At 70.9% G+C, this 24,324-nt stretch carries 25 protein-coding genes; 16 read left to right on the top strand and 9 right to left on the bottom strand.

The window, feature by feature from the left end:
• Positions 1 to 6: 6 nt before the first annotated feature.
• Together AC30CM_RS11555 and AC30CM_RS11550 are read left to right on the top strand one after the other, a co-directional pair.
• Positions 7 to 729 (top strand): RNA polymerase sigma factor SigF, encoded by a 723-nt coding sequence (locus AC30CM_RS11555; protein WP_490117057.1) that lies wholly within the window; start codon positions 7 to 9, stop codon positions 727 to 729.
• Complete coding sequence (locus AC30CM_RS11550; protein ID WP_490117006.1) at positions 726 to 1,256, top strand: nucleotidyltransferase family protein; 531 nt, start codon at positions 726 to 728, stop codon at positions 1,254 to 1,256. The genes AC30CM_RS11555 and AC30CM_RS11550 overlap by 4 nt, the downstream gene beginning before the upstream one ends.
• Here the strand turns inward: AC30CM_RS11550 and AC30CM_RS11545 are convergent.
• The 3 genes from AC30CM_RS11545 to AC30CM_RS11535 form a co-directional block, all read right to left on the bottom strand.
• Positions 1,253 to 2,239, bottom strand: coding sequence for a malate dehydrogenase (locus AC30CM_RS11545; protein WP_490117005.1), 987 nt, complete (start codon positions 2,237 to 2,239; stop codon positions 1,253 to 1,255). The genes AC30CM_RS11550 and AC30CM_RS11545 overlap by 4 nt on opposite strands.
• Entirely contained in the window at positions 2,236 to 2,568 is a 333-nt protein-coding gene (locus AC30CM_RS11540) for a hypothetical protein (protein ID WP_490117004.1), read from the bottom strand. Before AC30CM_RS11540 ends, AC30CM_RS11545 begins: the two co-directional genes overlap by 4 nt.
• A 96-nt stretch (positions 2,569 to 2,664) precedes the next feature.
• Positions 2,665 to 4,464: an acetyl/propionyl/methylcrotonyl-CoA carboxylase subunit alpha gene (locus AC30CM_RS11535; RefSeq protein WP_490117003.1), complete on the bottom strand. Its 1,800-nt coding sequence runs from the start codon at positions 4,462 to 4,464 to the stop codon at positions 2,665 to 2,667.
• Between the two features lie 158 nt (positions 4,465 to 4,622).
• Here AC30CM_RS11535 and AC30CM_RS11530 point away from each other — a divergent pair, with 158 nt between their 5' ends.
• Positions 4,623 to 4,949: a DUF6199 family natural product biosynthesis protein gene (locus AC30CM_RS11530; protein ID WP_490117002.1), complete on the top strand. Its 327-nt coding sequence runs from the start codon at positions 4,623 to 4,625 to the stop codon at positions 4,947 to 4,949.
• Positions 4,939 to 5,130: a hypothetical protein gene (locus tag AC30CM_RS11525; protein ID WP_490117061.1), complete on the top strand. Its 192-nt coding sequence runs from the start codon at positions 4,939 to 4,941 to the stop codon at positions 5,128 to 5,130. The genes AC30CM_RS11530 and AC30CM_RS11525 overlap by 11 nt, the downstream gene beginning before the upstream one ends.
• 21 nt (positions 5,131 to 5,151) lie before the next feature.
• Here the strand turns inward: AC30CM_RS11525 and AC30CM_RS11520 are convergent, their stop codons facing one another.
• The 5 genes from AC30CM_RS11520 to AC30CM_RS11500 form a co-directional block, all read right to left on the bottom strand.
• Positions 5,152 to 5,562 (bottom strand): SufE family protein, encoded by a 411-nt coding sequence (locus AC30CM_RS11520; protein WP_490117056.1) that lies wholly within the window; start codon positions 5,560 to 5,562, stop codon positions 5,152 to 5,154.
• A 25-nt stretch (positions 5,563 to 5,587) separates the two neighbouring features.
• Positions 5,588 to 6,484 carry a sulfurtransferase gene (locus AC30CM_RS11515; RefSeq protein ID WP_490117001.1) on the bottom strand — a complete coding sequence of 299 codons (897 nt, stop codon included), beginning with the start codon at positions 6,482 to 6,484 and terminating at the stop codon, positions 5,588 to 5,590.
• 32 nt (positions 6,485 to 6,516) lie between these two features.
• Positions 6,517 to 7,155, bottom strand: a complete 639-nt coding sequence (locus tag AC30CM_RS11510; RefSeq protein WP_490117000.1) for a Maf family protein — start codon at positions 7,153 to 7,155, stop codon at positions 6,517 to 6,519.
• Positions 7,152 to 7,430 carry an acyl-CoA carboxylase subunit epsilon gene (locus tag AC30CM_RS11505; RefSeq protein ID WP_490116999.1) on the bottom strand — a complete coding sequence of 93 codons (279 nt, stop codon included), beginning with the start codon at positions 7,428 to 7,430 and terminating at the stop codon, positions 7,152 to 7,154. Before AC30CM_RS11505 ends, AC30CM_RS11510 begins: the two co-directional genes overlap by 4 nt.
• 101 nt (positions 7,431 to 7,531) lie before the next feature.
• On the bottom strand, positions 7,532 to 9,160 hold the full coding sequence (locus tag AC30CM_RS11500; RefSeq protein WP_490116998.1) for an acyl-CoA carboxylase subunit beta: 1,629 nt from the start codon (positions 9,158 to 9,160) through the stop codon (positions 7,532 to 7,534).
• Between the two features lie 151 nt (positions 9,161 to 9,311).
• Between AC30CM_RS11500 and AC30CM_RS11495 the strand changes: the two genes are divergently transcribed.
• The 6 genes from AC30CM_RS11495 to AC30CM_RS11470 all read left to right on the top strand — a co-directional run bounded on the left by AC30CM_RS11495 (position 9,312) and on the right by AC30CM_RS11470 (position 15,636).
• A complete protein-coding gene (locus AC30CM_RS11495; RefSeq protein WP_490116997.1) occupies positions 9,312 to 9,998 on the top strand; it encodes an acyltransferase in 687 nt (228 codons plus the stop codon).
• Between the two features lie 241 nt (positions 9,999 to 10,239).
• The gene (locus tag AC30CM_RS11490; RefSeq protein ID WP_490116996.1) at positions 10,240 to 11,424 is read left to right on the top strand and encodes a glycosyltransferase; all 1,185 of its coding nucleotides are present in this window, start codon (positions 10,240 to 10,242) and stop codon (positions 11,422 to 11,424) included.
• 31 nt (positions 11,425 to 11,455) lie between these two features.
• Positions 11,456 to 12,133, top strand: coding sequence for an acyltransferase (locus tag AC30CM_RS11485; RefSeq protein ID WP_490116995.1), 678 nt, complete (start codon positions 11,456 to 11,458; stop codon positions 12,131 to 12,133).
• Positions 12,133 to 13,248, top strand: coding sequence for a glycosyltransferase family protein (locus tag AC30CM_RS11480; RefSeq protein ID WP_490116994.1), 1,116 nt, complete (start codon positions 12,133 to 12,135; stop codon positions 13,246 to 13,248). The genes AC30CM_RS11485 and AC30CM_RS11480 overlap by 1 nt, the downstream gene beginning before the upstream one ends.
• Positions 13,241 to 14,491: a lipopolysaccharide biosynthesis protein gene (locus tag AC30CM_RS11475; protein ID WP_490116993.1), complete on the top strand. Its 1,251-nt coding sequence runs from the start codon at positions 13,241 to 13,243 to the stop codon at positions 14,489 to 14,491. The genes AC30CM_RS11480 and AC30CM_RS11475 overlap by 8 nt, the downstream gene beginning before the upstream one ends.
• Complete coding sequence (locus AC30CM_RS11470) at positions 14,488 to 15,636, top strand: glycosyltransferase (RefSeq protein ID WP_490116992.1); 1,149 nt, start codon at positions 14,488 to 14,490, stop codon at positions 15,634 to 15,636. Before AC30CM_RS11475 ends, AC30CM_RS11470 begins: the two co-directional genes overlap by 4 nt.
• On the opposite strand, the gene AC30CM_RS11465 is transcribed toward AC30CM_RS11470, so the two are convergent.
• Complete coding sequence (locus AC30CM_RS11465; protein ID WP_490116991.1) at positions 15,521 to 17,095, bottom strand: hypothetical protein; 1,575 nt, start codon at positions 17,093 to 17,095, stop codon at positions 15,521 to 15,523. The two genes, AC30CM_RS11470 and AC30CM_RS11465, sit on opposite strands and share 116 nt — an antisense overlap.
• A 397-nt stretch (positions 17,096 to 17,492) precedes the next feature.
• Here AC30CM_RS11465 and AC30CM_RS11460 point away from each other — a divergent pair, with 397 nt between their 5' ends.
• Genes AC30CM_RS11460 through AC30CM_RS11435 form a run of 6 tightly spaced genes read left to right on the top strand, consistent with a single transcriptional unit; the run spans position 17,493 to position 24,281 of the window.
• Complete coding sequence (locus AC30CM_RS11460) at positions 17,493 to 19,007, top strand: tyrosine-protein kinase domain-containing protein (protein ID WP_490117055.1); 1,515 nt, start codon at positions 17,493 to 17,495, stop codon at positions 19,005 to 19,007.
• A gap of 4 nt (positions 19,008 to 19,011) precedes the next feature.
• Positions 19,012 to 20,268 carry a lipase family protein gene (locus tag AC30CM_RS11455; RefSeq protein ID WP_490116990.1) on the top strand — a complete coding sequence of 419 codons (1,257 nt, stop codon included), beginning with the start codon at positions 19,012 to 19,014 and terminating at the stop codon, positions 20,266 to 20,268.
• Entirely contained in the window at positions 20,265 to 21,557 is a 1,293-nt protein-coding gene (locus AC30CM_RS11450; protein ID WP_490116989.1) for a lipase family protein, read from the top strand. The genes AC30CM_RS11455 and AC30CM_RS11450 overlap by 4 nt, the downstream gene beginning before the upstream one ends.
• Positions 21,558 to 21,579: 22 nt before the next feature.
• Positions 21,580 to 22,788: a lipase family protein gene (locus AC30CM_RS11445; RefSeq protein WP_490116988.1), complete on the top strand. Its 1,209-nt coding sequence runs from the start codon at positions 21,580 to 21,582 to the stop codon at positions 22,786 to 22,788.
• Entirely contained in the window at positions 22,775 to 23,683 is a 909-nt protein-coding gene (locus AC30CM_RS11440; protein ID WP_490116987.1) for a sialate O-acetylesterase, read from the top strand. The genes AC30CM_RS11445 and AC30CM_RS11440 overlap by 14 nt, the downstream gene beginning before the upstream one ends.
• Positions 23,684 to 23,708: 25 nt before the next feature.
• Complete coding sequence (locus tag AC30CM_RS11435; protein ID WP_490116986.1) at positions 23,709 to 24,281, top strand: YdcF family protein; 573 nt, start codon at positions 23,709 to 23,711, stop codon at positions 24,279 to 24,281.
• Positions 24,282 to 24,324 lie beyond the last annotated feature (43 nt).

The following is a 24,324-nucleotide window of genomic DNA, read 5'->3' as shown; positions in this document are numbered from 1 at the left end:
ATCGGCATGTTCCGCGAACTCGCCACGCTCGAGCCCGGCTCGAGCGGATTCACCCGACAGCGTGACCGCATCGTCGAACGCTGCCTGCCGCTGGCCGACCACATCGCCCGCCGCTTCGATGGTCGCGGGGAGCCGCGTGACGACCTGGTGCAGGTCGCTCGCGTCGGTCTGGTCAACGCCGTCATCCGCTTCAACGTCGACGCGGGCTCGGACTTCGTGTCGTTCGCCGTGCCGACCATCATGGGCGAGGTGCGCAGGCACTTCCGGGACAACAGCTGGTCGGTCAAGGTGCCGCGACGGCTCAAGGAACTGCACCTGCGGCTCGGTGCGGCGACGGCGGAGATGTCACAGCGCCTCGGCAGGGCGCCCACGCCCACCGAACTGGCCGCCGAACTCGAGATGGACCGCGAGGAAGTGGTCGAGGGCCTCGTCGCGGGAAGCTCGTACAACACGATGTCGATCGACGGTGGCGGCAGCGGCTCCGAGGAGGCGCCCGCCATCGCCGACACGCTCGGCGACATGGACGCCAACCTCGACCGCATCGAGAATCGCGAGGCGCTGCGGCCGCTGCTGGAGTCGTTGCCCGAGCGCGAGCGCACCGTGCTGGTGCTGCGGTTCTTCGAGTCGCTGACCCAGACGCAGATCGCCGAGCGCGTCGGCATCTCGCAGATGCACGTGTCGCGGCTGCTGGCGAAGTCGCTGGCCCAGCTGCGCGACCAAATGGAGTGACCACCGCAGGCGTCGTGCTGGCGGCCGGGGCGGGCAGCCGCTTCGGCATGCCGAAAGTGCTTGCCCACGAAGGCCGTTGGCTCCAACTGGCCGTCGACTCGTTGGCGGCGGGTGGGTGCGACGACGTCGTGGTGGTGCTCGGTGCCGCCGTCGTGGACGTTCCCGAACCCGCCCGTGCCGTGGTCGCGGCGGACTGGCGCACCGGCGCGGGGGCGTCGCTGCGGGCCGGCCTGGCGGCCGTGGCCACCGCCGAGATCGTGGCGATCCGCCTGATCGACACCCCCGACATCGGCGCCGACGTGGTGCGGCGCGTCGTGGCGGCCGCGGGGGAGACCGGGCTGGCGCGCGCGACCTACGGCGGCGCCCCGGGGCACCCGGTGGTGCTGTACCGCACCCACGTGCCGGACCTGCTGACGGCGTTGACCGGCGACCACGGAGCGCGCGCCTACCTGGCGGGACGCGACGACGTGGTGACCGTCGAGTGCGGCGACCTGGCGACCGGCGCCGACCACGACCGACTTGACTAGAGCAGACCCAGCGCGGCGACCGCGGAGCGCTCGTCGAGCAGTTCGGCGACCGAGGCGTCGATGCGCCGGCGGGAGAACTCGTTGATCTCCAAGCCCTCGACGACCTGCCAGGCGCCGTCGACCGCCCGCACGGGCAACGACGTCACGACTCCCTCGGGAATGCCGTACACGCCGGGGGAGGGCAGGGCGACCGACGTCCAGTCGGCCGGCTCGGTGCCGTCCACCCAGTCGCGCACGTGGTCGATGGCGGCGTTGGCCGCCGACGCCGCCGACGACGTGCCGCGGGCGTTGATGATCGCCGTTCCGCGCCCGGCCACGGTGGGGATGAAGTCGTTGGTCAACCACTGCGTGTCCGCCGCGATGTCCGCACCCGGCCGTCCGCCGACCACCGCATGGAAGACGTCGGGGTACATCGTCGGAGAATGGTTGCCCCACACGGTCACTCGCGAGACGTCGGTGACGTGCACGCCGGCGTGCGCGGCCAGGGCCGCCACCGCACGATTGTGGTCGAGCCGGGTGAGCGCCGTGAATCGCTCCCGCGGGATGTCCGGTGCGTGGGCCGACGCCACCGCGGCGTTGGTGTTGGCGGGGTTGCCCACCACGACCACGCGGACGTCGTCGGCCGCACCCCGATTGAGCGCCGCCCCCGCGGCGGCGAAGGTCTCGGCGTTGGTCGCCAACAGGTCGGCGCGCTCCATGCCCTTGGTTCGCGGCTTGGCGCCCACCAGCAGCGCCACGTCGACGCCGTCGAAGGCGCGTACCGGATCGTCGTGGATCTCGACGTCGACCAACAGGTCGAAGGCGCTGTCCACGAGTTCCATCACCACGCCCTCGGCGGCTCGCAGCGCTCCAGGCAGCTCCAGGAGCCGCAACCGGATGGGGACCGAGCGGCCCAGCAGCGCGCCGGCCCCGATGCGGAACAGGGCGGCGTAGCCGATCTGGCCGGCGGCGCCGGTCACCGTCACCGTCCTGGGGACGCTCACGTGTGCACCTCCAGTCCCAGCACGGCCAACGCCCACCGGCGCACGGTGTCCTCGGAGATGGCGCCCGCGTCCTCGAACCCCGGCCGTGACCGGCTCTGCAGGAACCCGCTCACCGGATCCAGGATGACCTCGGCCATCAGCTCGCCGGTGGTCGGCTCGCACACCGCCCACGTGTAGCGGGTGCCGTCGGCCCAGCCGTCCTCGGCGTCCTCGACGTAGGCCAGGTCCGTCTCGCCCAGATCGGCGAGTGCGGGTCGGTCGTCGATGCGATCGTCGTAGCGCAGCCCACGCAGATACCACTGGCCGTTGTTGATTTCGACGGGTTCCACGCGCCCAGCGTCTCACGAGCCCCGAAACGCCGAAACTGCGGCCAGATCGGCGAATTGAAGCTCGTCGCGATCCGGGCCGCAGTCTCGGGTGTGGTACTAGTCCTTGATCTCGGCGAGCACGGTGCCCTGCGTGACCGCAGCGCCCGGAGCGACCGCGAGACCGGTGATGATGCCGTCCTTGTGCGCGGTGACCGGGTTCTCCATCTTCATGGCCTCGAGCACCACCACGAGTTCGCCCGCCGACACGGTCTGGCCCTCCTCGACGGCGACCTTGACCACGGTGCCCTGCATGGGCGCGGTGACCGAGTCGCCCGAGGCGGCGGCACCGCCCGTTGCGCCGCGCTTGCGGGGCTTGGGCTTCTTGCGGATCACGCCGCCGGGTGCCGGGGCCGCGCCGCCGCCGAGGGCGAGGTCGCCGGGCAGCGACACCTCGACGCGGCGTCCGCCGACCTCGACGACGACCTTCTGCCGGGGCAGGTTGTCCTCGTCCTCGATCGCCTCGCCGCCGGTGAAGGGCTCGACGGTGTTGTTCCACTCCGTCTCGATCCAGCGGGTGTGCACGTCGAACTTCTCGCCGTCGCCGATGAACGCCGGGTCGGCGGTCACGGCGCGGTGGAACGGGATGACGGTGGCCAGACCCTCGACGTTGAACTCGGCGAGCGCGCGTCGGCTACGGGCCAGCGCCTCCTCGCGCGTGGCGCCGGAGACGATGAGCTTGGCCAGCATCGAGTCGAACTGGCCGCCGATGACCGAACCGGACTCCACGCCCGAGTCCATGCGCACACCCGGGCCGGTGGGCGGCTCGAACTTCGTGACCGGGCCGGGGGCGGGCAGGAAGCCGCGGCCGGCGTCCTCGCCGTTGATGCGGAACTCGAAGGAGTGGCCGCGCGGCGTCGGGTCCTCGGTGATGTCCAGCGGCTCGCCGTTGGCGATCTTGAACTGCTGCAGCACCAGGTCGATGCCCGAGGTCTCCTCGGTGACCGGGTGTTCCACCTGCAGGCGGGTGTTGACCTCCAGGAAGCTGATCAGCCCGTCCTGGCCCACCAAGTACTCCACGGTGCCGGCACCGTAGTAGCCGGCCTCCTTGCAGATGCGCTTGGCGGACTCGTGGATCTCCTTGCGCTGCGCGTCGGTCAGGAAGGGGGCCGGGGCCTCCTCGACGAGCTTCTGGAAGCGGCGCTGCAGCGAGCAGTCGCGCGTGCCCGCGACGACGACGTTGCCGTGGGTGTCGGCGATGACCTGGGCCTCGACGTGGCGCGGCTTGTCCAGGTAGCGCTCGACGAAGCACTCGCCGCGGCCGAACGCCGCCACGGCTTCACGGGTGGCCGAGTCGAACAGCTCGGGGATCTCCTCCAGCGTGCGCGCGACCTTCATGCCGCGACCGCCACCACCGAACGCGGCCTTGATGGCGATCGGCAGACCGTGCTCCTTGGCGAACGCCAGGATCTCGTCGGCATCCTTGACCGGATCCGGCGTGCCCGGCACCAGCGGGGCCTGCGCGCGAGCGGCGATATGGCGGGCGGTGACCTTGTCACCGAGGTCGCGGATGGACTGCGGGCTGGGCCCGATCCAGATCAACCCGGCATCCAGCACGGCCTGGGCGAAGTCGGCGTTCTCGCTCAGGAAGCCGTAGCCGGGGTGCACGGCGTTGGCGCCGGACTTCGCGGCGGCGTCGAGCAGCTTCTCGAACACCAGGTAGGACTCGGCCGAGGTCTGCCCGCCCAGGGCGAAGGCCTCGTCGGCCAGCCGCACGTGCGGTGCGTCGGCGTCTGGATCGGCATACACGGCAACGCTGGCCAGCCCGGCATCCTTCGCTGCCCGGATGACCCGGACGGCGATCTCCCCGCGGTTGGCTACGAGCACCTTGGAGATCTTCGAACTGGCGTGGTTGGCCACGGCGCCTCCTGACGGCAGATTCTCTAAGAAATGTCTTTAAGAATGTAACTCGGGCAGTTTATGCGGCGCGACACCAGCCCCGGCGAGGCGGGCACCCTACCCGCCGGTAGGAAAGAGGTGCATCCCGGCGACCGGGGCGGGTCCTGGGCTCTTCGAGCATGGGGGCAGGCATCGTCATGATCGTCATCGGCCTGGTGGTGGGGGGCCTGGGGTTCGCGTTTCCGAAACAGGCGTGGTGGGCCACGCAGGCCTGGAAGTTCCGCAACCCGGAGGCCAACGAGCCCAGTGACGCCGCCTACGCCATGTCGAGGCTCGGGGCGCTGGTCTGCCGTGGAGTCCGGCATTCGCGTCTTGGAACCGGAGAACGACTACGAGATATTCCCGTGCTTCGTGACGACGAAGGAGACTCCGCTACCCGGCGGGGGAGTGCAGGCAGACTTCGAATTGTTCTGGGGGCCGCGACGTTTGGCCGACATGGGGAATGAGTCGGACTGCCGCATCGATGCCAGGATGGTCGTGGCCGAGTCCTCGGTGGGACCCAGGGGGGCGGGAAGTCCGCTGACGACCGACTCTCCCATCAGTGACGTCGATGGCATCGTGTTGCGCGCGGCGGCGCCAGGCAACGCGGTGCCGTCGCTGCCCGCGGCGCCGCCAGGCAGACGGTAGGAGATGGTGCCGGTGCGCTGACTATCCCTGGCGCAGGCGGCGTTTGATGCGGGCCAGCATCGCCGACATGCCGCGCAGCCGCAGCGGGCTGATCAGCGTGCCCAACCCCAGCTCCGCATAGAAGTCGTCGGGCACCGCCAGGATCTCGTCGGCGGGCAACCCGTCCAGCCCCGCGGCGAGGATCGCCGCGAACCCGCGCGTCGTCGGCGCTTCGGCGGGCGCACTGAAGAACAACCGCACGTGGTCGCGGTCGTCGGCGTCGACGTGCAGGAACAGCGGAGACTGGCACTCCGGTACCGGTTCCATCGCCGCTTCTTCCAAATCGCTTGGCAGCGGCGGCAATTCGTTGGCGAATTCCAACAGGAGCTGAAGCTTGTCCTGGCCGGTGACGTCGGCGAAGTCCGACACCACCTCCGCCAGGGCCGGGGGCATGCTCACCGGGACGTCACCGCCGGGATCACTCGGCGCCCGGCGCCGCGCCGGGCTCTTCGCCCACGGCCACCGGCACCCGCACGGCGTTGCCCCACTCCGTCCAAGAGCCGTCGTAGTTGCGCACGCCCGGCAACCCCAGCAGGTGCGTCAACACGAACCACGTGTGGCTGGAACGCTCGCCGATGCGGCAATACACCACCGTGCGGTCCTCGGGCGTCAAGAAGCCGTACAGCTCGTCGAGTTCGGCCCGCGACCGGAACCGGCCATGATCCCCGGCGGCCTTCGCCCACGGGATCGAGATCGCCGTCGGGATGTGGCCGCCGCGCAGCGCGCCCTCCTCGGGGTAATCCGGCATGTGGGTGCGCTCACCGGTGTACTCCTGCGGCGACCGCACGTCGATCAGCGGCTGCGTGCCCAGCACCTCGAGCACGTCGTCCTTGAAGGCGCGGATGGCGGCGTCGTTGCGCTCCACGACCGGATAACCGGTGGTCTCCTTGGACGGCACGTCGAGCGTGGTGTCCCGGCCGTCGGACACCCAGAGATCGCGGCCACCGTCGAGCAGGCGGACGTCCTCGTGGCCGAACAGCGTGAACACCCACAGGGCGTAGGCGGCCCACCAGTTGCTCTTGTCGCCGTAGATCACCACGGTGTCGTCACGCTTGATGCCCTTGCGGTTCATCAACTCCGCGAACCGGGCGCCGTCGATGTAATCCCGCTCGCGCGGGTCGTTGAGGTCGACGTGCCAGTCGATCTTCACCGCGCCCGGGATGTGCCCGGTGTCGTACAACAGGACGTCCTCGTCGGACTCGACGATCGAGAGGCCGGGCCTGCCGATGTTGCCTGCCAGCCAGTCGGCCGTGACGAGGCGCTCGGGATGGGCGTATGCGGCCAGGGAGGGGTGTGGGTCTGCGGGTAGCGACACGCCGCCCAGCCTACTGGCACCGCGGCCGGGTGTTAGACGGGGTTTGCGGCCCACAGCGCGGCCACCGACACCCCCACGCCCTGCAGCAACCTGCGCACCAGCGGCAGCCCGATCCCGATCACCGCCGACGGATCCCCGTCCACGCCCTCGACGAACCAGCCGCCCCGCCCGTCGATGGTGAACCCGCCCGCAACCCCCAGCGGCTCGCCCGAGGTGACGTATGCCGCGAGGTCGGCCTCCGACGGTGCGCCGAAGTGCACGCGCGTGACGGCCGACTCGGTCGCCTGGTGGGCGACCGCGCCGTCGAACACCCGGACCAGGCAGTGCCCGGTGAACAACTCGGCCGTCCGGCCGGCCATCTCCCGCCAGCCCGCCGTCGCGGCATCGGCCGTGTGCGGCTTGCCCCACAGCCGACCGTCGCGGTAGAGCATCGAATCGCAGCCCACCACCACGCAGTCGGCGGCGACGGCCGCGGGCAGCTCGGGGAGCACCGCGGTGGCCTTGGCGGCCGCCAACGCCGTCGTGACCCGGTCCGGGCCCGCGTCGGCGGGCAGCGCGGCCACCACGGCGTCCTCGTCGACACCCGACACGATCACCAGGGGATCGACGCCGGCACTCGTCAGCACCTGGCGCCTCCCGGGAGAGGCCGACGCCAGGACCAGACGCGTCATCGGCGCATGTGCAAGCGCTCCACCAACGTCACGCGCTGCCAGCTGAAGACCGAATAGCGCAGCTTGTCCACCGGATGGCCCCAGAGGTCGCGGCCCTGCGGCTCGAGATCGGCCGACGAGACCCCCGACTGCGATCCCGCGAGCACGGCGACCAGCGCGGCCACCTCGTCGTCGGTGGGCTTGCCCTTGAGGATCTGGATCACCGGGTCGGCGGCGGGCGTCTCGCCAGTCCCGTCCACCGCGCCGGTTGCCTCGCTGGTGCTGTCCTCGGTCACGCTTGCCTCGCTCGCTCCGCTCACAGTCGCTGAATCGCTCGCTCCGCTCACAGTCGCTGAATCGCTCGCTCCGCTCACAGTCGCTGAATCGCTCGCTCCGCTCACAGCGGAATGTTCCCGTGCTTCTTCGGCGGCAGCTGCTGAATCTTGCGCTCCAACAACCGCAACGACGCTGCCACGTAACCGCGGGTGTGCGACGGCGGGATGACCGCGTCGACGTAACCGCGCTCTGCCGCGATGTACGGGTTCACCAGCGTGTCCTCGTACTCCTGCTGCAACTGCAGGCGCAGCGCGTCGACGTCCTCGCCGTCCTGCGCGGCCTTCTTGAGCTGCTGGCGGTAGACGAATCCGACCGCGCCGGACGCGCCCATCACCGCGATCTGGGCGCTGGGCCAGGCCACCACCACGTCGGCGCCCATGTCCTTGGAGCCCATCACGCAGTACGCCCCGCCGTAGGACTTGCGGGTGATGACGGTGACCTTGGCGACCGTCGCCTCACCGTAGGCGTACAGCAGCTTGGCGCCGCGTCGGATGATGCCGTTGTACTCCTGATCGGTGCCGGGCAGGAAGCCTGGCACGTCGACCAGCAGCACGATCGGGATGTTGAAGCAGTCACACGTGCGGATGAACCGCGCGGCCTTCTCGGAGGCGTTGATGTCGAGGCAGCCCGCGAACTGCGTGGGCTGATTGGCCACGATGCCGACCGTGCGGCCGTCGACCCGGCCGAAGCCGACGATGATGTTCTGCGCGTAACCGGCCTGCACCTCGAGGAACTCGTCGTCGTCGAGGATGCGCGAGATGACCTCGTGCATGTCGTACGGCTGGTTCGGCGAATCGGGGATCAGCGTGTCGAGCTCGAGGTCCTCGGAGTTGAGGTTGTCCTCGACCGCACCGGGGTGCGGCGGCGCGGCGTACCGCGGCGGATCGGCGTAGTTGTTGCTCGGCAGGTAGCTCAGCAGGTCCCGCACGTAGTCGAACGCGTCCTGCTCGCCCGAGGCGACGTAGTGCGCGGTGCCCGACTTCGCCATGTGGGTGTGGGCGCCGCCCAGCTCCTCCATGGTGACGTCCTCGCCGGTGACGGTCTTGATGACGTCGGGGCCGGTGATGAACATCTGGCTGGTCTGGTCCACCATCACCACGAAGTCGGTGAGGGCGGGGGAGTACACGTGGCCGCCCGCGGCCGCACCCATGATCAGCGAGATCTGCGGGATGACGCCCGAGGCCAAGATGTTGTTGCGGAAGATCTGGCTGTACAGACCCAGCGAGACGACGCCCTCCTGGATACGGGCGCCCGCGCCGTCGTTGATGCCGATCAGCGGGCGGCCGGTCTTGATGGCCAACTGCTGCACCTTGACGATCTTCTCGCCGTACACCTCGCCGAGGCTGCCGCCGAACACCGTGGCGTCCTGGCTGAAGATGCAGACGTCGCGGCCGTCGATGGTGCCGTAGCCGGTCACCACGCCGTCGCCGACGGGACGGTTCTGCTGCAAGCCGAAGTTGGTGCTGCGGTGGCGGGCCAGCGCGTCGAGTTCGACGAACGAGCCCTCGTCGAGCAGCGCCAGGATGCGTTCGCGCGCCGTGAGCTTGCCCTTGGCGTGCGTCTTCTCGACGGCCTCCTCGCCCACCGGGTGCAACGACTCCTCGGTGCGCTTGCGCAGGTCGGCGAGCTTGCCTGCGGTCGTGTGGATGTCGATCTCGTGGGAACCGGCGGGTTCGGTGACGCTGGTCATGGATTGGATGGTAGCGACCCCCGTCGCCGAATTCTTAAGCAGCCCTTAATTCCGGCTTTCGCGTCCGCCTCGCGTGCCGTGATCGGTAGGTGGTCGAGCGGGGTCGAGCGGGGTTATGGTGACCGGTGAACCGCGACAGGAGCAAACACTGATGTTCGTCGAACCGCAGGTATCCGATCCGGAAGCCATCGCCCGCAAGCAGGCCGTAAACCCCAAGGTGCGGCTGCGGGGACGCATGAATTGGGTCACCGACGACGAGGGCAACATCCTCGACTACGAGTTGCCCGGAGAAAAGGTGTGGCACCGGCTGCGCGACCTGTACGCGGCGCTGTTCTACAACTCCGTGGTCACGCACATCCCGTTCCACTTCATCCGGCTGGGCTACCTGCGCCTGTTCGGCGCGTCGATCGGCAAGGGGACGGCGATCAACCGCGGCACCGGCGTCTGGTCCATCCCCTACCTCGTCATCGGGGACCGGGTCTCGATCGGGTTCCGCTGCCTGCTCGACGCGCGTGCGGCGATCGCGATCGGCGACGACGTGGTGATCGCCAGCGACACCCACATCATCGCCGGCGGTCACGACTTCAATCACCCGAACTTCCCGCCCGCGCCCAACCCGCTGGACCCGGTGGTGATCGACGACTACGTGTGGATCGGCAGCCGGGCCATGATCATGCCGTGCCTGCTGGGCCGTGGCGCCGTGGTGGCCGCGCACGCCGTGGTCACCGGTGAAGTGCCACCGTTGGCGGTCGTCGGCGGCGTGCCCGCGAAGGTCATCTCGCAGCGCAACCCCGAGGCGCTGCGCTACAGCGGCAAGTACAAGGTGCCGTTCTTCTGAGCCGTCGTCGCCCATAGCTGACAGCAAACGAATCGGCCGACTCGCGCCGCGCCCGGTCTGTCGGACGTGAATATTTGCCAACGACACGTCATCGCGGGGCGGCCACGGGTCCGAGCTGCCGGGAACTCCCGCGAGTGGCGGTGTAAGGTTATTGCCGACTTGGTCGGTGCGCCGACGCGGCGGGCCCACGGTCGGCAAGGTGAGTCACGACACTGGATCCAGGCGAGGGAAGAGCGACGTGGTGGGAGAGCGCACGGTCGACGGCCGCGGCACGCCGCGCGTGGCCATCGCGCACGACTACCTGACGCAACTGGGCGGCGCCGAGAAGACCGTACTGGCCATGAGCAGGGCGTTTCCGGATGCGCCGATCTACACGATGCTGTACGACCCCGACGCCACGTTCCCGGAGTTCAAGGATCTCGACGTCCGGGTGGCGGCATTCGACCGGATCCACCCCTTCCGCAAGCACCACCGCGCCGCCCTGCCGGTCCTGCCCCTGGTGGCACGGTCGGTGCGCATCGACGCCGACGTGGTGCTCGCCAGCAGCAGCGGCTGGGCGCACGGATTCCGCACCACCGGCCGCAAGCTCGTTTACTGTCACGCCCCGGCGCGGTGGCTCTACCAGTCCGAGACCTACCTCGGCAGCAACGGTGGCGCGGTGACGCGACTGGGCTTGCGCGCGGTGTCCGGCTACCTCAAGAAGTGGGACCGCAAGGCCGCGCTGAGCGGCGACCGCTACCTGGCCAACTCCACCGAGATCCAAGGCCGCATCCGCGAGGCCTACGGCATCGACGCCGACGTCGTGTTCCCGCCCGTCGCGCAGACCGCACCGGACGCCCTCGAACCGATGCCCGACGTGCGCCGGTGGCTGGCCCCGGCCACCGCGGAGGACGCCGCGCCCGGCGCCGGCCACGACGCGGCGATCGACGGTTCGTTCTACCTCGTGGTGTCGCGGCTGCTGCCGTACAAGAACGTCGACGAGATCATCACCGCGTTCGCCGACACCGACCGCAAGCTGGTGGTGGTGGGGCGCGGGCCGGAAGCCGACCGGTTACGCGCGCTCAAGACACCCAACGTGACCATGCTCAGCGATCTCACCGACGGCCAACTCGCCTGGCTGTACGCCCACTGCCGGGCCATCATCGCCGCGAGCTACGAGGACTACGGCCTGACCCCCCTGGAAGCGGGCGCCTGGGGCAAGCCCGCCATCGCGCTGCGGTTCGGCGGCTTCCTGGACACCATCGCCGAAGGCGTCAGCGGCAGCTACTTCGACGAGCCGACGGCCCGCGCCATCCGCGCGGCCGTCGACCGCTTCGAGGAGAATGCGTTCGACCCCGACGCGGTGCGCAACCACGTCAACCGGTTCAGCCAGGCCGTCTTCACCGAGAAACTGCACCATGCCGTCGGCGAACTGGCCGCGCGGTAACCCGTCCCAACCCACGTCAGGAGCGACAGCGGTGAGCGTCGAACCCGCGAAGGCCGACCCGGAGAAGGTCGCCAAGAAGAAGGCGGCGGCCCCGGGCCTCAAGCTCCCCCCGGAGCCGTCGTACGACCTGCAACCCGACGGCCGCGTGGCGAACTACCGCATGCAGGACATGCCGTTGCCGCGCAAGCTGCGCAACCGCATCGGCCAGGTGCTGTTCAACCTGATCGTCACGCACATCCCGTTCCACTTCATCCGGCAGGGCTTCCTGCGGCTCTTCGGCGCCACCATCGGCAGCAACTCGTGCATCATGCTGGGCACCAGCATCCTCGACATCGAGTTCCTCACCATCGGGGACAACACCTCCATCGGGGCGCGCTGCCTGCTCGACGCCCGCGCCGGCCTCTACATCGGCAACGACGTCACCATCGCCAGCGACGTGCAGTTCATCGGCGGCGGCCACGACGTCAACCACCCCGACTTCCTCCCGGTGCCCGACCCGACCGTGGTCGAGGACTACGTGTGGATCGCCAGCCGCGCCATGGTGCTGCCCGCCCACGTCCAACGCGGTGCCGTGGTGGCCGCGCAGGCGCTGGTGAACAAGGACATCGGCGAATGCGAGATCGTCGGCGGCGTCCCGGCCAAGGTCATCGGCAAGCGTGACCCGGCGGCGCTGAAGTACAAGGGCGGCTACCGCCCCCTGTTCTGCTGATGAGCGCAACGCTCTCCGACTACCGGCTGGTCTTCGTCGGTCCCCGGCTCGGCCAGACGGCCGTCGGCGACTACGCCGAGGACATCGTCACCGCCGTGCGGCCGTACTTCCGCGAGGTGCTCCAGGTGCGCACGGGCGGCCCCGGCAGCGACACGCTGTCCGACGTCCGCAGGCACCGCGCGGCCGTCGCGCGCCACGTCGCAGGCGCGCCGGCGGGCCGCGTGCTCGTGCACGCCGAGCTGTCCACGGCCTCGCTGTCCCCCTTCTGGGCCACCACCGGGCTGCGCGGCGTCCCCGTCACCGCCACGGTGCACGACCCGCCCCAGGGCGTCTGGATGCCGCTGCGCACCCGGTTCGTCGGCGGCTCCCGCCTGCTCAACCATGGCATCCACTACCCGGCCCGCCCGTTGAGCCGCAAACTCGAGGGCGCCGTGTACCGCGGGCGCACCCTGTTCGCGCTCACCGAGACGGGCCGTCGCTCGATCGCCCGCGTCTACCCGGACACCGACACCCGCTACATCCCGCACGTCGTGCGGGACCGCCCCGACATCCGCCCCGCCCACGAACGGCCGCGGGCCGTCGGCTTCTTCGGCCACGTCTACCGCGGCAAGGGATTCGAACAGATCGAGGCACTTCGGCGAATGCTGCCCGACGACATCGGGATTCGCGTCGCCGGCCGCGGCACCCAGGATCTGCCCGCCGTTGCGGGCGTCGACGTGCTCGGGCCCGTCGACGGGCCGTCCGAAGACGCGTTCTTCGAATCCGTCCAGGCCATCGTGGTGCCCTACGGCAAGCGGCACTTCTACGCGGAGAGCTTCGCCGCCTCGGGCGTCGTCGCGCACTCGACGGCCTACGCCACACCGCAGATCTGCACCGACTACGCCGCCCTCGCCGAACTCGACGAGAGCGTCGGCGCCGTCGTCGTCCGCGTCGCCGACGGCGCCACCGGCGTCACCGACGCGCTCGCCGGGGCCATCACCGCGCTGCTCGACGCTCCCGATCGCGTCCGTGCCCTCGGCGAGAGCGCCGCCCGCACCCGCGCGCAACGGTCCGCGGTCCGCACCGCCGAGGCGTTCACCGACGCGTGGTCGGAGATCCTGGACCGCCGTGGCTGAGCACATCCCGCCCGACCCGCCCGTGCCGCCCGTCGAACCGCTCGGTGCGACGGCGCCCGAGCAGGATGCCCTGGGCGCCGAGCCGCACGGGGAGAGCAAGCGCCGCAACCTGTTCAAGAGCATCGTCGGCATCGTGTGGATGTACGGAGCCCGCGGCGTCGGGCTGCTGTGGACGTTCGCCATGATCGGCAAGCTGGGCATCAGCGACTACGGCCTCTACGCCATGGCGTTCGCGGCGGCCACCATCGTGGGCCCCACGCTGGACAACCCGTGGGCCGTGCGCGCCATGCGGGAATCCGAGGAGCGGTTCAACCGCGAACGCACCAGCCGCTACCTGGTGGGCGTCACCCTGCTCGCCGGCGGGGTCGCCCTGATCCCGTTCTCGTTCATCGGATTCCTGGGACTGATGGTCGCCGGCGGCGAGATCACCGTCAACGCCTACATCAGCCGCGACACCCGCGACGGGCACCCCGACCGCGTCTACCGGTGGGGCGCCGGCAGGCAGTTCACCGGCGTCGGGTTGGCGTGCCTCTACCTGTTCACCGCACCCGATCCCACGCTCGTCACGGCCTGCCTGCTGTACTGCGCGCCGTACGCGGTGTTCGTGGTGCTCGCCGGACTGGCCGTGCGCGGACACCGACCCGGCCTGCCCGGCAGCCCGCGGTTGATGTTCATCCTCATGGGAGAGATGGGCTTTGGCACCACGCTCTACCTGCAGGGTGACGTGCTGCTGCTGGGCTGGCTCACCAACACCGAGGTCGTCGGCTACTACAACATCGGGCTCATGCTCACCACCGCGCTGGCCGCGCTCGGCCAGTCGTTCGCCATGACCTACCACGAACCCCTCCGCAAGAGCGGCGGCGACCTGTCGGCCGCACCCAAGCCGTGGACCACCATCAAGCTCGGCCTCGCGGTGGGCATCGTCGTCATCGTGGTCGGCATCGGCTGCCTGCTCTCGCCGGCGCCACCCGTCGTCGGCATCGTCATGCTCATCATGGCCGGGTTCTGCACGGTGCGCACCATCATCGCGATCCTGCAGGTGATCCTCTACGCCCAGCACCGCGACCGCTTGCGGTTCTTCGCCGCGCTGCTGCTCATCCCGTTCAAGTTCGTACTGCTGGCGGTGCTGGTGTGGGCCGGGCTGGGCGCAGTGGGTGCGGCCATCGCGACGACGGTGGCCGACGTCGCCCTGCTCGCCGTGTTCGCGTTCGCGCTCTACGGCCGCAAACGGGTGGGCGCATGACCCGCGTCACCTATCTGCTGTCGAAGGACCCCGTCCTCGAACACGGCGGCGACGTCGAACTGTCGCGGCTCACGATGGGGCTGGCGGCCACCGACTTCGAGGTGTCGGCCATCTGCTACTCGGCCGCATCCGGCTCCGCGACACTCGAACTCGACGGTCATCGAATCCCGCTGACCCGCGTGCCCAAGCCCGCCATCAACCCGGCGCGGCTGCTGCTGGACTCGGTGCGCACCCGGCGCAGCCTGGTACACGTCCGGTTCGACGGCGAGGACATGGTGCGCGCGATCGACGCGACGACTGCCGACGTGTTCGTCGCCGAGCACAGCTACATGGCCGAATCCTTCCTGCGCAGCAGCCATGCCGGGCGCACGCGGTTCGTGGTCAGCACGCACGTGCCCGAGGCGCTGGTGTGGCGCGCCACCCGCGGCGCGTTGGGGCGCATCGAGGGGCCGCGCCTGGTGCGCGACGAACTGCGCGTCGCCCGCACGGCCGACGCGGTCGCCACGTTCGACGCCGACGAGGCCGAGGCCCTGCGCGCCCAGGGGGTGGCCGACGCCCGCTGGCTGGACCTGCGGTTGCCGCCGGGGGCGCCGGTCGACGTGGCCGACACGGCAAAGCGCCTGGTGCTCATGGGCACCCGTGACTGGCCGCCCAACCAGGAGGCGTTCCTGTGGGCGCTGCGGCTGTGGCCGCGCATCGCGGCGGGAATCGACGGTGCCGAACTGTGCGTCATCGGCGCGAAGAAGAGCGGCGCCGCCGAGGAACCGTTGCCCGCGGGTGTGCGGGATCTCGGGTTCGTCGACGACCTGCCCGGCTTCCTGGCCTCGTGCCGCGCCATGATCGCGCCCATCAAGACCGGCGGCGGGGTGCGCGTCAAGCTGCTCGACGCCATCCGGATGGGGCTACCCGTCGTCGGGACCCGCGCCGCCATCGGATCGCTCGACCGCGTCTTCGACCTCGACGCCCATGACGACGACGACGCCTTCGTCGCCGAGTGCCGACGCCTGCTCACCGACGTCGACGCCGCCGTCACCGCGGGACGGGCGCTGTACGAGGCGAATCGGGAGTACTGGCTTGCCGAGCAAGGGCGTCGCGCGGTGGCGTCCCTGCTGGCGGGTCGGGAACCGGATCCTCGGCGGTCGTAGCGCAGCCGACCGGATCGGGGTGCTCGGCGCGAACTGCCGTCGCAGCGACCCCGGGGGCCGTCGTCACCGTGCCGTGCTGGAAGTCCATGCTCGAGGTGTCGCCGACGCGGCGCTCGGCACCCACCGCGAGCCCCAGATCCGGGGTCCACGCCGCGGCGATGGCCGCCGAGCCCGCCCAGGCGCACGTCTGCGGCGAGAACCAGATGCGCAGTGCCGCAGGACCGTCGAAGTCCTGGTAACCGCTTGCGAACGGTCCCGTCGGCGCCGCCGCGAGCCCCAGTGCGGTGGCGGCCACCGGGTTGGGCGACGCGACGAATCCCGCCGGTGTCTCGTATACCGTTGCCGCCGTGCGGATCTGCGCCCACGTCGTCGGGTTCGCGCGAAACACCGGGCTGAGCACGCTGCCCAACCGCTGGTCGGTGACCGCGGCGAACCTCGTCTGCTCGGGTGCCGAGACGATCTGGTCGACCGGCGCGGACGGCACGAAAGCAGGTCCCGCGTAGGGCAACTGCCGCCAGCTGGTGAGCAGATCGACGACGGCACGCCTGCCCTGGCCGACGATCCCGTCGGAGCCCTCGGCGGGGTCGTAGTCGGTGGCCCAGATTCGCTTGTCGGCATCCCCGTTGTCCATCATCAGCAGTCGCAACCCGATGAGTTGGTTGACGGGGGAGTGCGGCAGCGGCAGGCCGGCGGAGAACGGCACCGCACCGGTGCGGGGATGAAACCCCAATGCGTCGAACGATCCCGCGGCGCCGGCGGCGTACATCCGGCGCAGGAACTCCACCGGATCCAAGACCCCGGTCGCGGAGGCCAGCGCGCCGCAGAGCACCACGACCGCGGGGTCGGCGGCCTTGACCGCGGGATACACCGCGCGCAGCAGCGCCACGTAGGACCGCGCGTCGGGCGGCCCGGACGGCGAGAGGTTGGGGTCGCTGCCCACCTCGACGGCGGCGAGCCTGCCCCGGAAGCGGGTGACCGTCGCCGCCACGAAGGCCGCGAACTCGGCCGCTGCCGCCGTCGTCGTGGCGATCGTCGTCACCGTCTCCGCGGGCGCACTCGCGGCGCCTGGCCACGCCGGGCCAGCGGTCACGACGCCCACCACGGCCAGGCCCCGCGCCGCCGCCGCGTCGACGGTCCGGTCCACCGACGTCCAGTCCGTGAGGGTGGGACGCACGGCAGCCCACGGGATCGCCAGTCGCACGACGCGGATCCCGGACGCCCGGATCGCGTCCAAGGCGTCGTCGAGATCGGTCTGCCCCATGCCGAACGTCCGCAGCGCCGTCACGCCGACCGTCGACGGCCTGACGTCGATGGTGGTCGCGGGGACCGCGGTCACCCGGCGGGGCGGATGCGGCTGGGCCACCAGGCCGACGACCACCACACACCCCAGCGCGGTGAGGATGCCAGGCAGCGACGTCGCGAACGCACGACGCTGCCTGCGGCGTCCGACCAGTCTCACCGCCGCTCCAGGGTGTCGAAGGATCTGCCCGGTCAGTGTGACCGACGCTCGCGGTGATCGCCGCCCACGCCGCGGTGTGTCGGCGGTGTTCCTGGCAAATACCCGCGAGAATCGCCCAACGCGATCCGTTCGGCGTCGCGCGGGGCCGGTTCGCGCCGGTGATGGGTATGCTCGGCTGCGCATCCCGCTGCCGGACGGACCGGCCACGGCCACGGCAAATCGTTAGCGGAGAGGGTGGCCGGCAACGCATGGCACCGCGGGGTCGCCGGAAGTCGAGACGGTCGTTGCCAGCGGCAAATCCTGACTTCTGCGTCCGAAGCGGCGTGCTGACGGCGTCGGCCGCTACTCTATGACTTGTTTGCGCGGCGCTATCGAGGAGGACTGGGCATTGTCTGTCATGGAATATCTGCGCATCTTGCGCAGGTACTGGCCGATCGTCGTCGTAGCGACCCTGATCGGAGCCGGCGCGGGCTACGCCACGAGCTACTTCTCCACGCCCGAATACCAGTCGAAGGCCACGCTGTTCGTCGCCACGCAGAACGGCACGTCGGTTGCTGAGGCGTACCAGAACAACCTGTTCTCCCAGGAACGCGTGGTCTCGTACGCCAGCCTCGCCACCAGCGAGCAGGTCGCCGCGCGGGCCGTCGACCAGCTGAAGGCCTCCATCACCCCCGGCGAGCTGCGCTCCAAGATCACCGCCACCCCCATCGACAAGACGGTCATGCTGACGGTTGCCGTGACCGACCCGGATCCCGCGCAGGCCCAGGCCTATGCGGGTGCGGTGTCGGATCAGCTGGTGAACCTCATCGGCGAACTGGAGACCTCACGCCGCGGAGGCACCCCGGCCGCGGGCGCCGTGGTCGTCGACGACGCCGACTATCCCACCAAGGCCACCGGCCTGGGATGGCCGATGCTGACCGCGCTCGGCGCCGTCGCCGGTCTGGTCGTCGGCTTCCTGCTGGCCATCCTCGCCGGCGTGCTCGACAAGCGGCTGCGTGGTCGCGAGCCCATCGAGGAGGCCACCGGGGCCACCCTGCTGGGGGCGCTGCCCACCGACGCGGCACGCCGCGCATCGGCCGTCGTCGACCTGTCCGACGGCGGCAACTACGCCGAGTCGCTGCGCGAGCTGCGCAACAACCTGCGGTTCGCCGCGGGTCCGAACGGCGCACCGCCCAAGGTCATCGCCGTCACCAGCCCCGCCAAGGGGGAGGGCCGCACCAGCGTGGCCGTGGACCTCGGCCTGGCGCTCGCGGAGTCCGGCCGGTCGGTGGTCGTCGTCGACGGCGACCTCTACGACGGGGACGTGGCCGCGGCGCTGCCCCTGGACCGGGCCGCACGGCACCGGGCGGACGCCCGCGGCGTCAGCACCGTGCTGTCGGGCGAGCACCACCTCGCCGAGAGCGTCATCGGCGACGTCACGGTGGCGGGCACCACCATCGCCGTCCTGCCCGCGGGCCCCGTCCCGCCCCGTCCCGCCGCGCTGTGGGCGCACGACACCGCCAGCGCGCTGCTGGCCGAGCTGGCGCGCACCTTCGACTACGTCGTGATCGACACCCCGCCGCTCGGCGCGCACAGCGAGGGCGCCAACATCGCCGCACTCGGCGACGGCGCGATCCTGCTCGCCAAGGTGCGCTCGACCCGGGCCACCGCGCTGAAGCGGGCCGTGCAGACGTTGCGCGGCGCCCACGTGCACCTCATCGGAACGGTCGCCACGTTCGAACCCGCCGGCCTCGCCGGCCGCCGCCACGGCAAGCCCGGCGCGTCGTCGTCCTCGACCGGTGGGGCCCCCGACGACACCCGCGGCGGCGAGCACGCCGACGACTCCGACGACGCGCCCACCGCACGGGTCGCGGCGTCGCGGGTGGCCAAGCCCCGCTCGACGTCGAGCACCGACGCCGGCGAAAGCCGTTGACGCGGTGGCCCGCCGGATCGGCATCCTGCTGTGCGCGGGTCTGCTCGCCCTCCTGACGGGTTGCGCGCATCCCGCGCCACCGCCACCGTCGGCGGCCGATCGCCCACCGCGCACGCTGGAACCGCTGTTCGACGGCGCTCCCGTCCTGCCGCCCGCCGACATGTCCGGCACCGGTCCCGGCTCACTCGTCGACGCGCAGCCGTTGCAGTTCTCCGAGGGCATCGACCAGGTGAGCGCCACGGCCGTCAAGATGACCTACCGCTCCACGTCCGGTCTGGACGGCCGCCCCACCGAGGTGTCCGGCGTGGTGGTGGTGCCCCCGGGAAAGCCGCCCCGTGGCGGCTGGCCCATCCTCGCGATCGGACACCTGCTCACCGGCATCATCCCGCAGTGTGCGCCGTCGCTGGCGTCCGAACTCGGGGGTTACGCCTCCGTCCTCTCGGTGTTCGCCACCGCGGGGTACGTCGTGGTGATGTCGGACTACGAGGGGCTCGGTGTCGCCAGTCAAGGGCTGCAACACCTTCCGCTGCAGGCCACGACGCTGGGGAACAACCTCGTCGACTCGGTGCGGGCCACGCGCCGCATCGCCCCCGAGACCAGCACCAAGTGGGCGGCCTACGGCATCGGGCAAGGCGGGCTGGCGTCGTGGGCCGCCGCCGACCTGGCGTCGACCTACGGCGCGGGCCTGGACATGGTCGGTGCCGTCGCACTGTCCCCACTGGCCAACATGTCGGGCATGGTCGACCTGGCCGAGCGCGGTGAGCTGCCGCGTGAGCTGTACTACACCTACCTCATGGTGCTTGCGGCGCAAGCCAATTCACCTCAGCAACTGGATCTGGGCGAATTCGAGGCGCCGCGCGTGCGCGATCTCGTGGACGTCACCGCCAGATGCGCTCCGCTCGATACGGATTCGTTGGTGAAGGCGGTGGAACCGCTGGGGCCCGACGACATCCGGCCGCGTGACCCGGCGGCAGCCGACCGGTTGCGGAGCCAGATCGCCGCCGCCGCGGTGCCGCTGGACGCCGGAGGACCCGCGGCACCGGTGCTCGCGGTGTACGCCACCGAGGACCCGACCGTGCCCGGCCAGTGGATCGAGGACGCCGCACGCGCGGCGTGCGAGCGCGGCAACCCGGTCCAGGTGGACCGCCGCGTCGGCGATCGCGACACCGCCAACGACATCGTGACCCAGACCGCGCTGGGCTGGCTGCAGGCCCGCTTCGACGGGCAGCCGCTCGCCGGCGCCTGCGCGGGGCTGACGTGATCCGCTCGCGCCTCGGCGCCCTGGCGTGCGCCGTGCTGACGACCGTCGCAGTCGGCGCCTGTGCCCGGCCCGCGCCGCAGGCCCCGCCGCCAGCCGACGCCGGTGTCGCGCTGCCCGGAGACTTCGGCGGATCCGGCCCCGGCACCCTCCTCAAGGCCACCACGCTGCCGCTCGTCGACCGCAGGCTGGTGGCCGCCAGCTCCATCGCCGCCCGCATCACCTACACGTCGACGTCGGGGATCACCGGCCAGCCCACGAACGTCACCGGAACGGTGTTCGCGCCCAACGGCAAACCGCCCGAGGGCGGCTGGCCCGTCATCGCGTTCGGGCACCCCACCACGGGTATCCAGCCCGGGTGCGCACCGTCGCTGTCCCCGACCCTGGCGGGACTCGCCGACACCGTGCTGCTGCTCGTCAAGGCCGGCTACGTCGTGGCGATGAGCGACTTCCAGGGTCTCGGCGATCCCGGCGACGGGTATCACCCCTACCTGGACGCGAAGACCGCCGCCTACAACCTCGTCGACTCCGCACGTGCGGCGCGCAAGGTCGTCTCGACCGCCGCCGACCGCTGGGTGGCGTTCGGTACCTCGCAGGGCGCGCAAGGAGCTTGGGCCGCCAACGAATTCGCGGGGGAGTACGGCGAGGGCATGCGCATGCTCGGGTCGGTGAGCATGTCGCCACCGTTGGACGTGACCGGCCTGGTCGACGCCGCCTCGGCGGGCACGCTCACCCCGGAACAGGTGCCCGCGTACCTGGCGTTGGTCGCCACGTACGGCAAGGAAGATCCGGCCGTCGACCTCGACGAGTACCGGCGCGGCGTCGCCGCCGCCCAGTGGGACCTCATCCTGGGCTGCGACTTCGCCACCGCCGACCAGCGCACCACGGTGCTCTCCGAGGTGACGCCGGACGACGTGCGTCCTGCCTCGCCCGCCGCCGCGGCCGCGCTGCGCGACCACCTGGCCGAGTCGCGCCTGCCCCTGCGCCCGACGACGGCACCGGCGCTGGTGATCTACGGCGGGCAGGACGCCCTGATCCTCCCCGCGTGGACCGACGCCGCCCTGGCCCGCGCGTGCGCGCTCGGCGACGTCGTCGACATCAACCTGCAGCCCGACAAGGGACATTCCGACGTCGACGTCAGCAGCGCCCTGCCGTGGGTCGCCGACCGGTTCGCCGACGCGCCCGCACCCAACAGCTGCCCGTCGTTCGTCGCGCCCGCCGGGTTCGAGACGGCAACCGGTGGACCCCAGCCCGAACAGCCGCAACCCGACGCGGTGGGCGAGGGCGAATGAGCGTCGAACGTCGGCCCATCTGATGCGCCGCGCTGCGCCGTGGGCGCTGCTGGCCGGTCTGGCCTTGGTGGTCCTCGTCGTCGTGTTGGTGGTCGTGGTCTCGCTGCGCGGCGATCAACCCGGCACCGACCAACCCCGGCCCGTCGCCGGCGCCGACCTGTCCGGCAGCGGTCCTGGCTCGCTCGTCAGCGCCACGACCATGCCGGGCTTCGCGCGCACCGGCTACGGCAGTGCGATGGACTCCGCCCGCGTGCTCTACCGGTCCACCAACGGCGACTCCGGTGCGCCGACCGAGGTGTCCGGTGCGGTGTTCGTGCCGCGGGGCACGCCCCCGGAGGGCGGCTGGCCGGTCATCTCCCTCGGGCACGGCAGCACCGGCATCGACCAACCCTGCGCACCCTCGCTGTCGACGTCGTTGCTGACGCTCGCCGAGCCCGTGTCGGGTTTCGTGAAGAACGGTTATGCGGTGGCGCTGGCCGACTTCGAGGGGCTCGGGGCCCCCGGCGTGCACCCCTACACCGACGCCAAGACCGCCGGACTGAACATGATCGACGCCGTGCGGGCGCTGCGGCACGTCTTCCCGGACGTGTCCGACCGGTGGCTGGCCTTCGGCGGTTCGCAGGGCGGAGCGGCGGCCTGGGCGGCCGACGAGCAGGCCGGCAGCCATGCCCCCGAACTCCGGTTGGTGGGGGCCATCGCCAACTCGCCGGCCGCCGACGTCACCGGGATGGTGGACAAGGCGTCGGCGGGAACGCTGACCAAGGACCAGCTGCCCGCATTCCAGGCGGTCGTGGAGTCGCTCGCGCGGTTGCATCCCGACGTCGACCGGGACGACTTCCGCCGCGGACCCGCCGCCCAGTACTGGAAGGTGGTGTCCACCTGCGCGGGCATGGACGTCCACGACCGCGATGCGGCGCTGGCGTTGATGACGCCGGCGGACGTGGCGCCACGCACCCCGGAAGCCGCAGCTCGGCTGCGGGAGCTGCTGGCGAAATGGGCTCTGCCGCAACGCAAGCTGACCGCACCGATGGTGGTGGCCTATGGTGCCGACGACACGATCATCGACGCCGAATGGACCACGAGGGCCATCGCGCGCGCCTGTGCCCTCGGCGGTACGATCTCCTACCGGATGCAACCGAACAAGGGCCATGGGGACATCGACATCGTCAGCGAGTTCCAGTGGCTGGCCGATCGATTCGCAGGGAAGCCGGCACCGGATGACTGCCCTTAGGAACTACGACGGCGACGTCGCCACCTGGCGGCGGCTGGCATTCGAGGCCAAGAGTGCGGTGAAGCGACGCGTGGCGCGCCGCGGCGTCCCCGTCGACCCGCCCCCGTTGCCGTACCTCGTGGTGCCCATCTTGGGCCAGTCGAACGCCTTCGGCATGGGCAAGGGCCTGGACCTCGCCGGGGCCGACCGCCCGCACCCTCGCGTGCACCAGTACGCCATGAGCGGTCCCGACCGGCATCGCGTGATCCTGGCCGTCGATCCGCTGATGCACGAGATCCCCGGGTACGGCGTGGGTTTCGGCACGACGTTCGGCAGGCGCCTCGCCCTCGAGACGGGGCGGCACGTGTGCCTGGTGCCCGGCGCACGCGGCGACACCTCGTTCGCGCCGAAGAACGGCTACACGTGGGACCCCACCGACACCACCACCCGCGTCAACCTGTACCGCAACGGCGTCGCCGCGATCGACGCCGTGCTCGCGCAGTATCCGGGAAGCACGGTCGCCGCGGTGCTGTGGCACCAGGGGGAGTCCGACGTCCCGCTGACCTCGGGCCCGGTGTACCAGGAGAAGCTCGACCTGGTGATCGACGACCTTCGGTCCCGCTACGGGTCGGGCACCCCCGTCGTCCTGGGCGGGATGGTGCCCGAGGAGATGGAGCGCAGTAACAAGGACTACTCGGCGATCCACGCCGTCCACGCCGACACCCCCAACCGGCATCCGCGCGCGACGTTCGTCCCGGGGCCGCGCGGGCACGTCAACGGCAGGCCCGCCGGCGACCCCGACGGGGTCGAGGACCGGCATTACGACGCCGTGGGTCAGCGCCTGCTCGGCGAGGCCATGTGGGCGGCGTTCCGCGAGACGTGTGGTGACGAACTGGCGGGGTATGTCGTCGGCTAGACGCCTGCGCACCGCGGTCGAGGCCGTGCTGGTCGTGGTCCTCGTGCTGCTGATTGACATCGGCGTAAGTGGGTACTTCCTGTTCGCGAAGGCCGAGGAAGACCCGCTGCAGCCCGCCGACGCGATCGTCGTGCTCGGTGGTGAACACGACGGCCGCGAGGACTACGGCATCACCCTTGCCAAGCAGGGTTGGGCCTCGACCGTCGTGCTGTCCAACCCGTACCTGGTTCCGGACGGCGTGATGGAGGGGGCGTGTCGAGACACCGTCGGCGTCGCGGGCCCCGTGGAAGTGCTCTGCCCGGTCCCGGACCCACTGACCACGCGCGGCGAGGCACTCATGGTCCGGCGGCTGGCCGAGGAGCGCTCGTGGTCGCGCCTCATCGTCGTCACCTGGCGTTATCACATGCCGCGCGCCCGGATGATCTTCCGGCAGTGCTTCTCGAACGCCGACGGCGCGCTGACCCTGCGGGCCGTTCCGCGGCGCTATCACTTTTCACCGCTCTTCTGGGAGTACGTGTTCGCATATCAGTGGGGCGGACTCGCGAAGGCGATGTTGCAAGGGGAATGTTCTCAAGCTGGGGGTTTGCCGAACGGGTAGCGGCGGCTGGCAAACCCTGTCATAGTGTTACCCGGGCCGGGGA

This window comes from Mycobacterium sp. DHQP2018-32-09, assembly GCF_058148405.1.
Note: the sequence above shows the minus strand (reverse complement) of the source record. Positions and strands in the feature narration are given on the sequence as shown.

What these genes read in the sequence shown, in the direction of transcription:
- AC30CM_RS11495 (WP_490116997.1), top strand. Translation starts at nt 9,312, where the DNA reads ATGTTCGTCGAACCGCAGGTATCCGATCCGGAAGCCATCGCCCGCAAG.
- AC30CM_RS11530 (WP_490117002.1), top strand. Translation starts at nt 4,623, where the DNA reads ATGGGGGCAGGCATCGTCATGATCGTCATCGGCCTGGTGGTGGGGGGC.
- AC30CM_RS11500 (WP_490116998.1), bottom strand. Translation starts at nt 9,160, where the DNA reads ATGACCAGCGTCACCGAACCCGCCGGTTCCCACGAGATCGACATCCAC.
- AC30CM_RS11520 (WP_490117056.1), bottom strand. Translation starts at nt 5,562, where the DNA reads ATGCCCCCGGCCCTGGCGGAGGTGGTGTCGGACTTCGCCGACGTCACC.
- AC30CM_RS11470 (WP_490116992.1), top strand. Translation starts at nt 14,488, where the DNA reads ATGACCCGCGTCACCTATCTGCTGTCGAAGGACCCCGTCCTCGAACAC.
- AC30CM_RS11510 (WP_490117000.1), bottom strand. Translation starts at nt 7,155, where the DNA reads ATGACGCGTCTGGTCCTGGCGTCGGCCTCTCCCGGGAGGCGCCAGGTG.
- AC30CM_RS11480 (WP_490116994.1), top strand. Translation starts at nt 12,133, where the DNA reads ATGAGCGCAACGCTCTCCGACTACCGGCTGGTCTTCGTCGGTCCCCGG.
- AC30CM_RS11440 (WP_490116987.1), top strand. Translation starts at nt 22,775, where the DNA reads ATGACTGCCCTTAGGAACTACGACGGCGACGTCGCCACCTGGCGGCGG.
- AC30CM_RS11555 (WP_490117057.1), top strand. Translation starts at nt 7, where the DNA reads ATGTTCCGCGAACTCGCCACGCTCGAGCCCGGCTCGAGCGGATTCACC.
- AC30CM_RS11525 (WP_490117061.1), top strand. Translation starts at nt 4,939, where the DNA reads ATGGGGAATGAGTCGGACTGCCGCATCGATGCCAGGATGGTCGTGGCC.
- AC30CM_RS11445 (WP_490116988.1), top strand. Translation starts at nt 21,580, where the DNA reads ATGCGCCGCGCTGCGCCGTGGGCGCTGCTGGCCGGTCTGGCCTTGGTG.
- AC30CM_RS11460 (WP_490117055.1), top strand. Translation starts at nt 17,493, where the DNA reads ATGGAATATCTGCGCATCTTGCGCAGGTACTGGCCGATCGTCGTCGTA.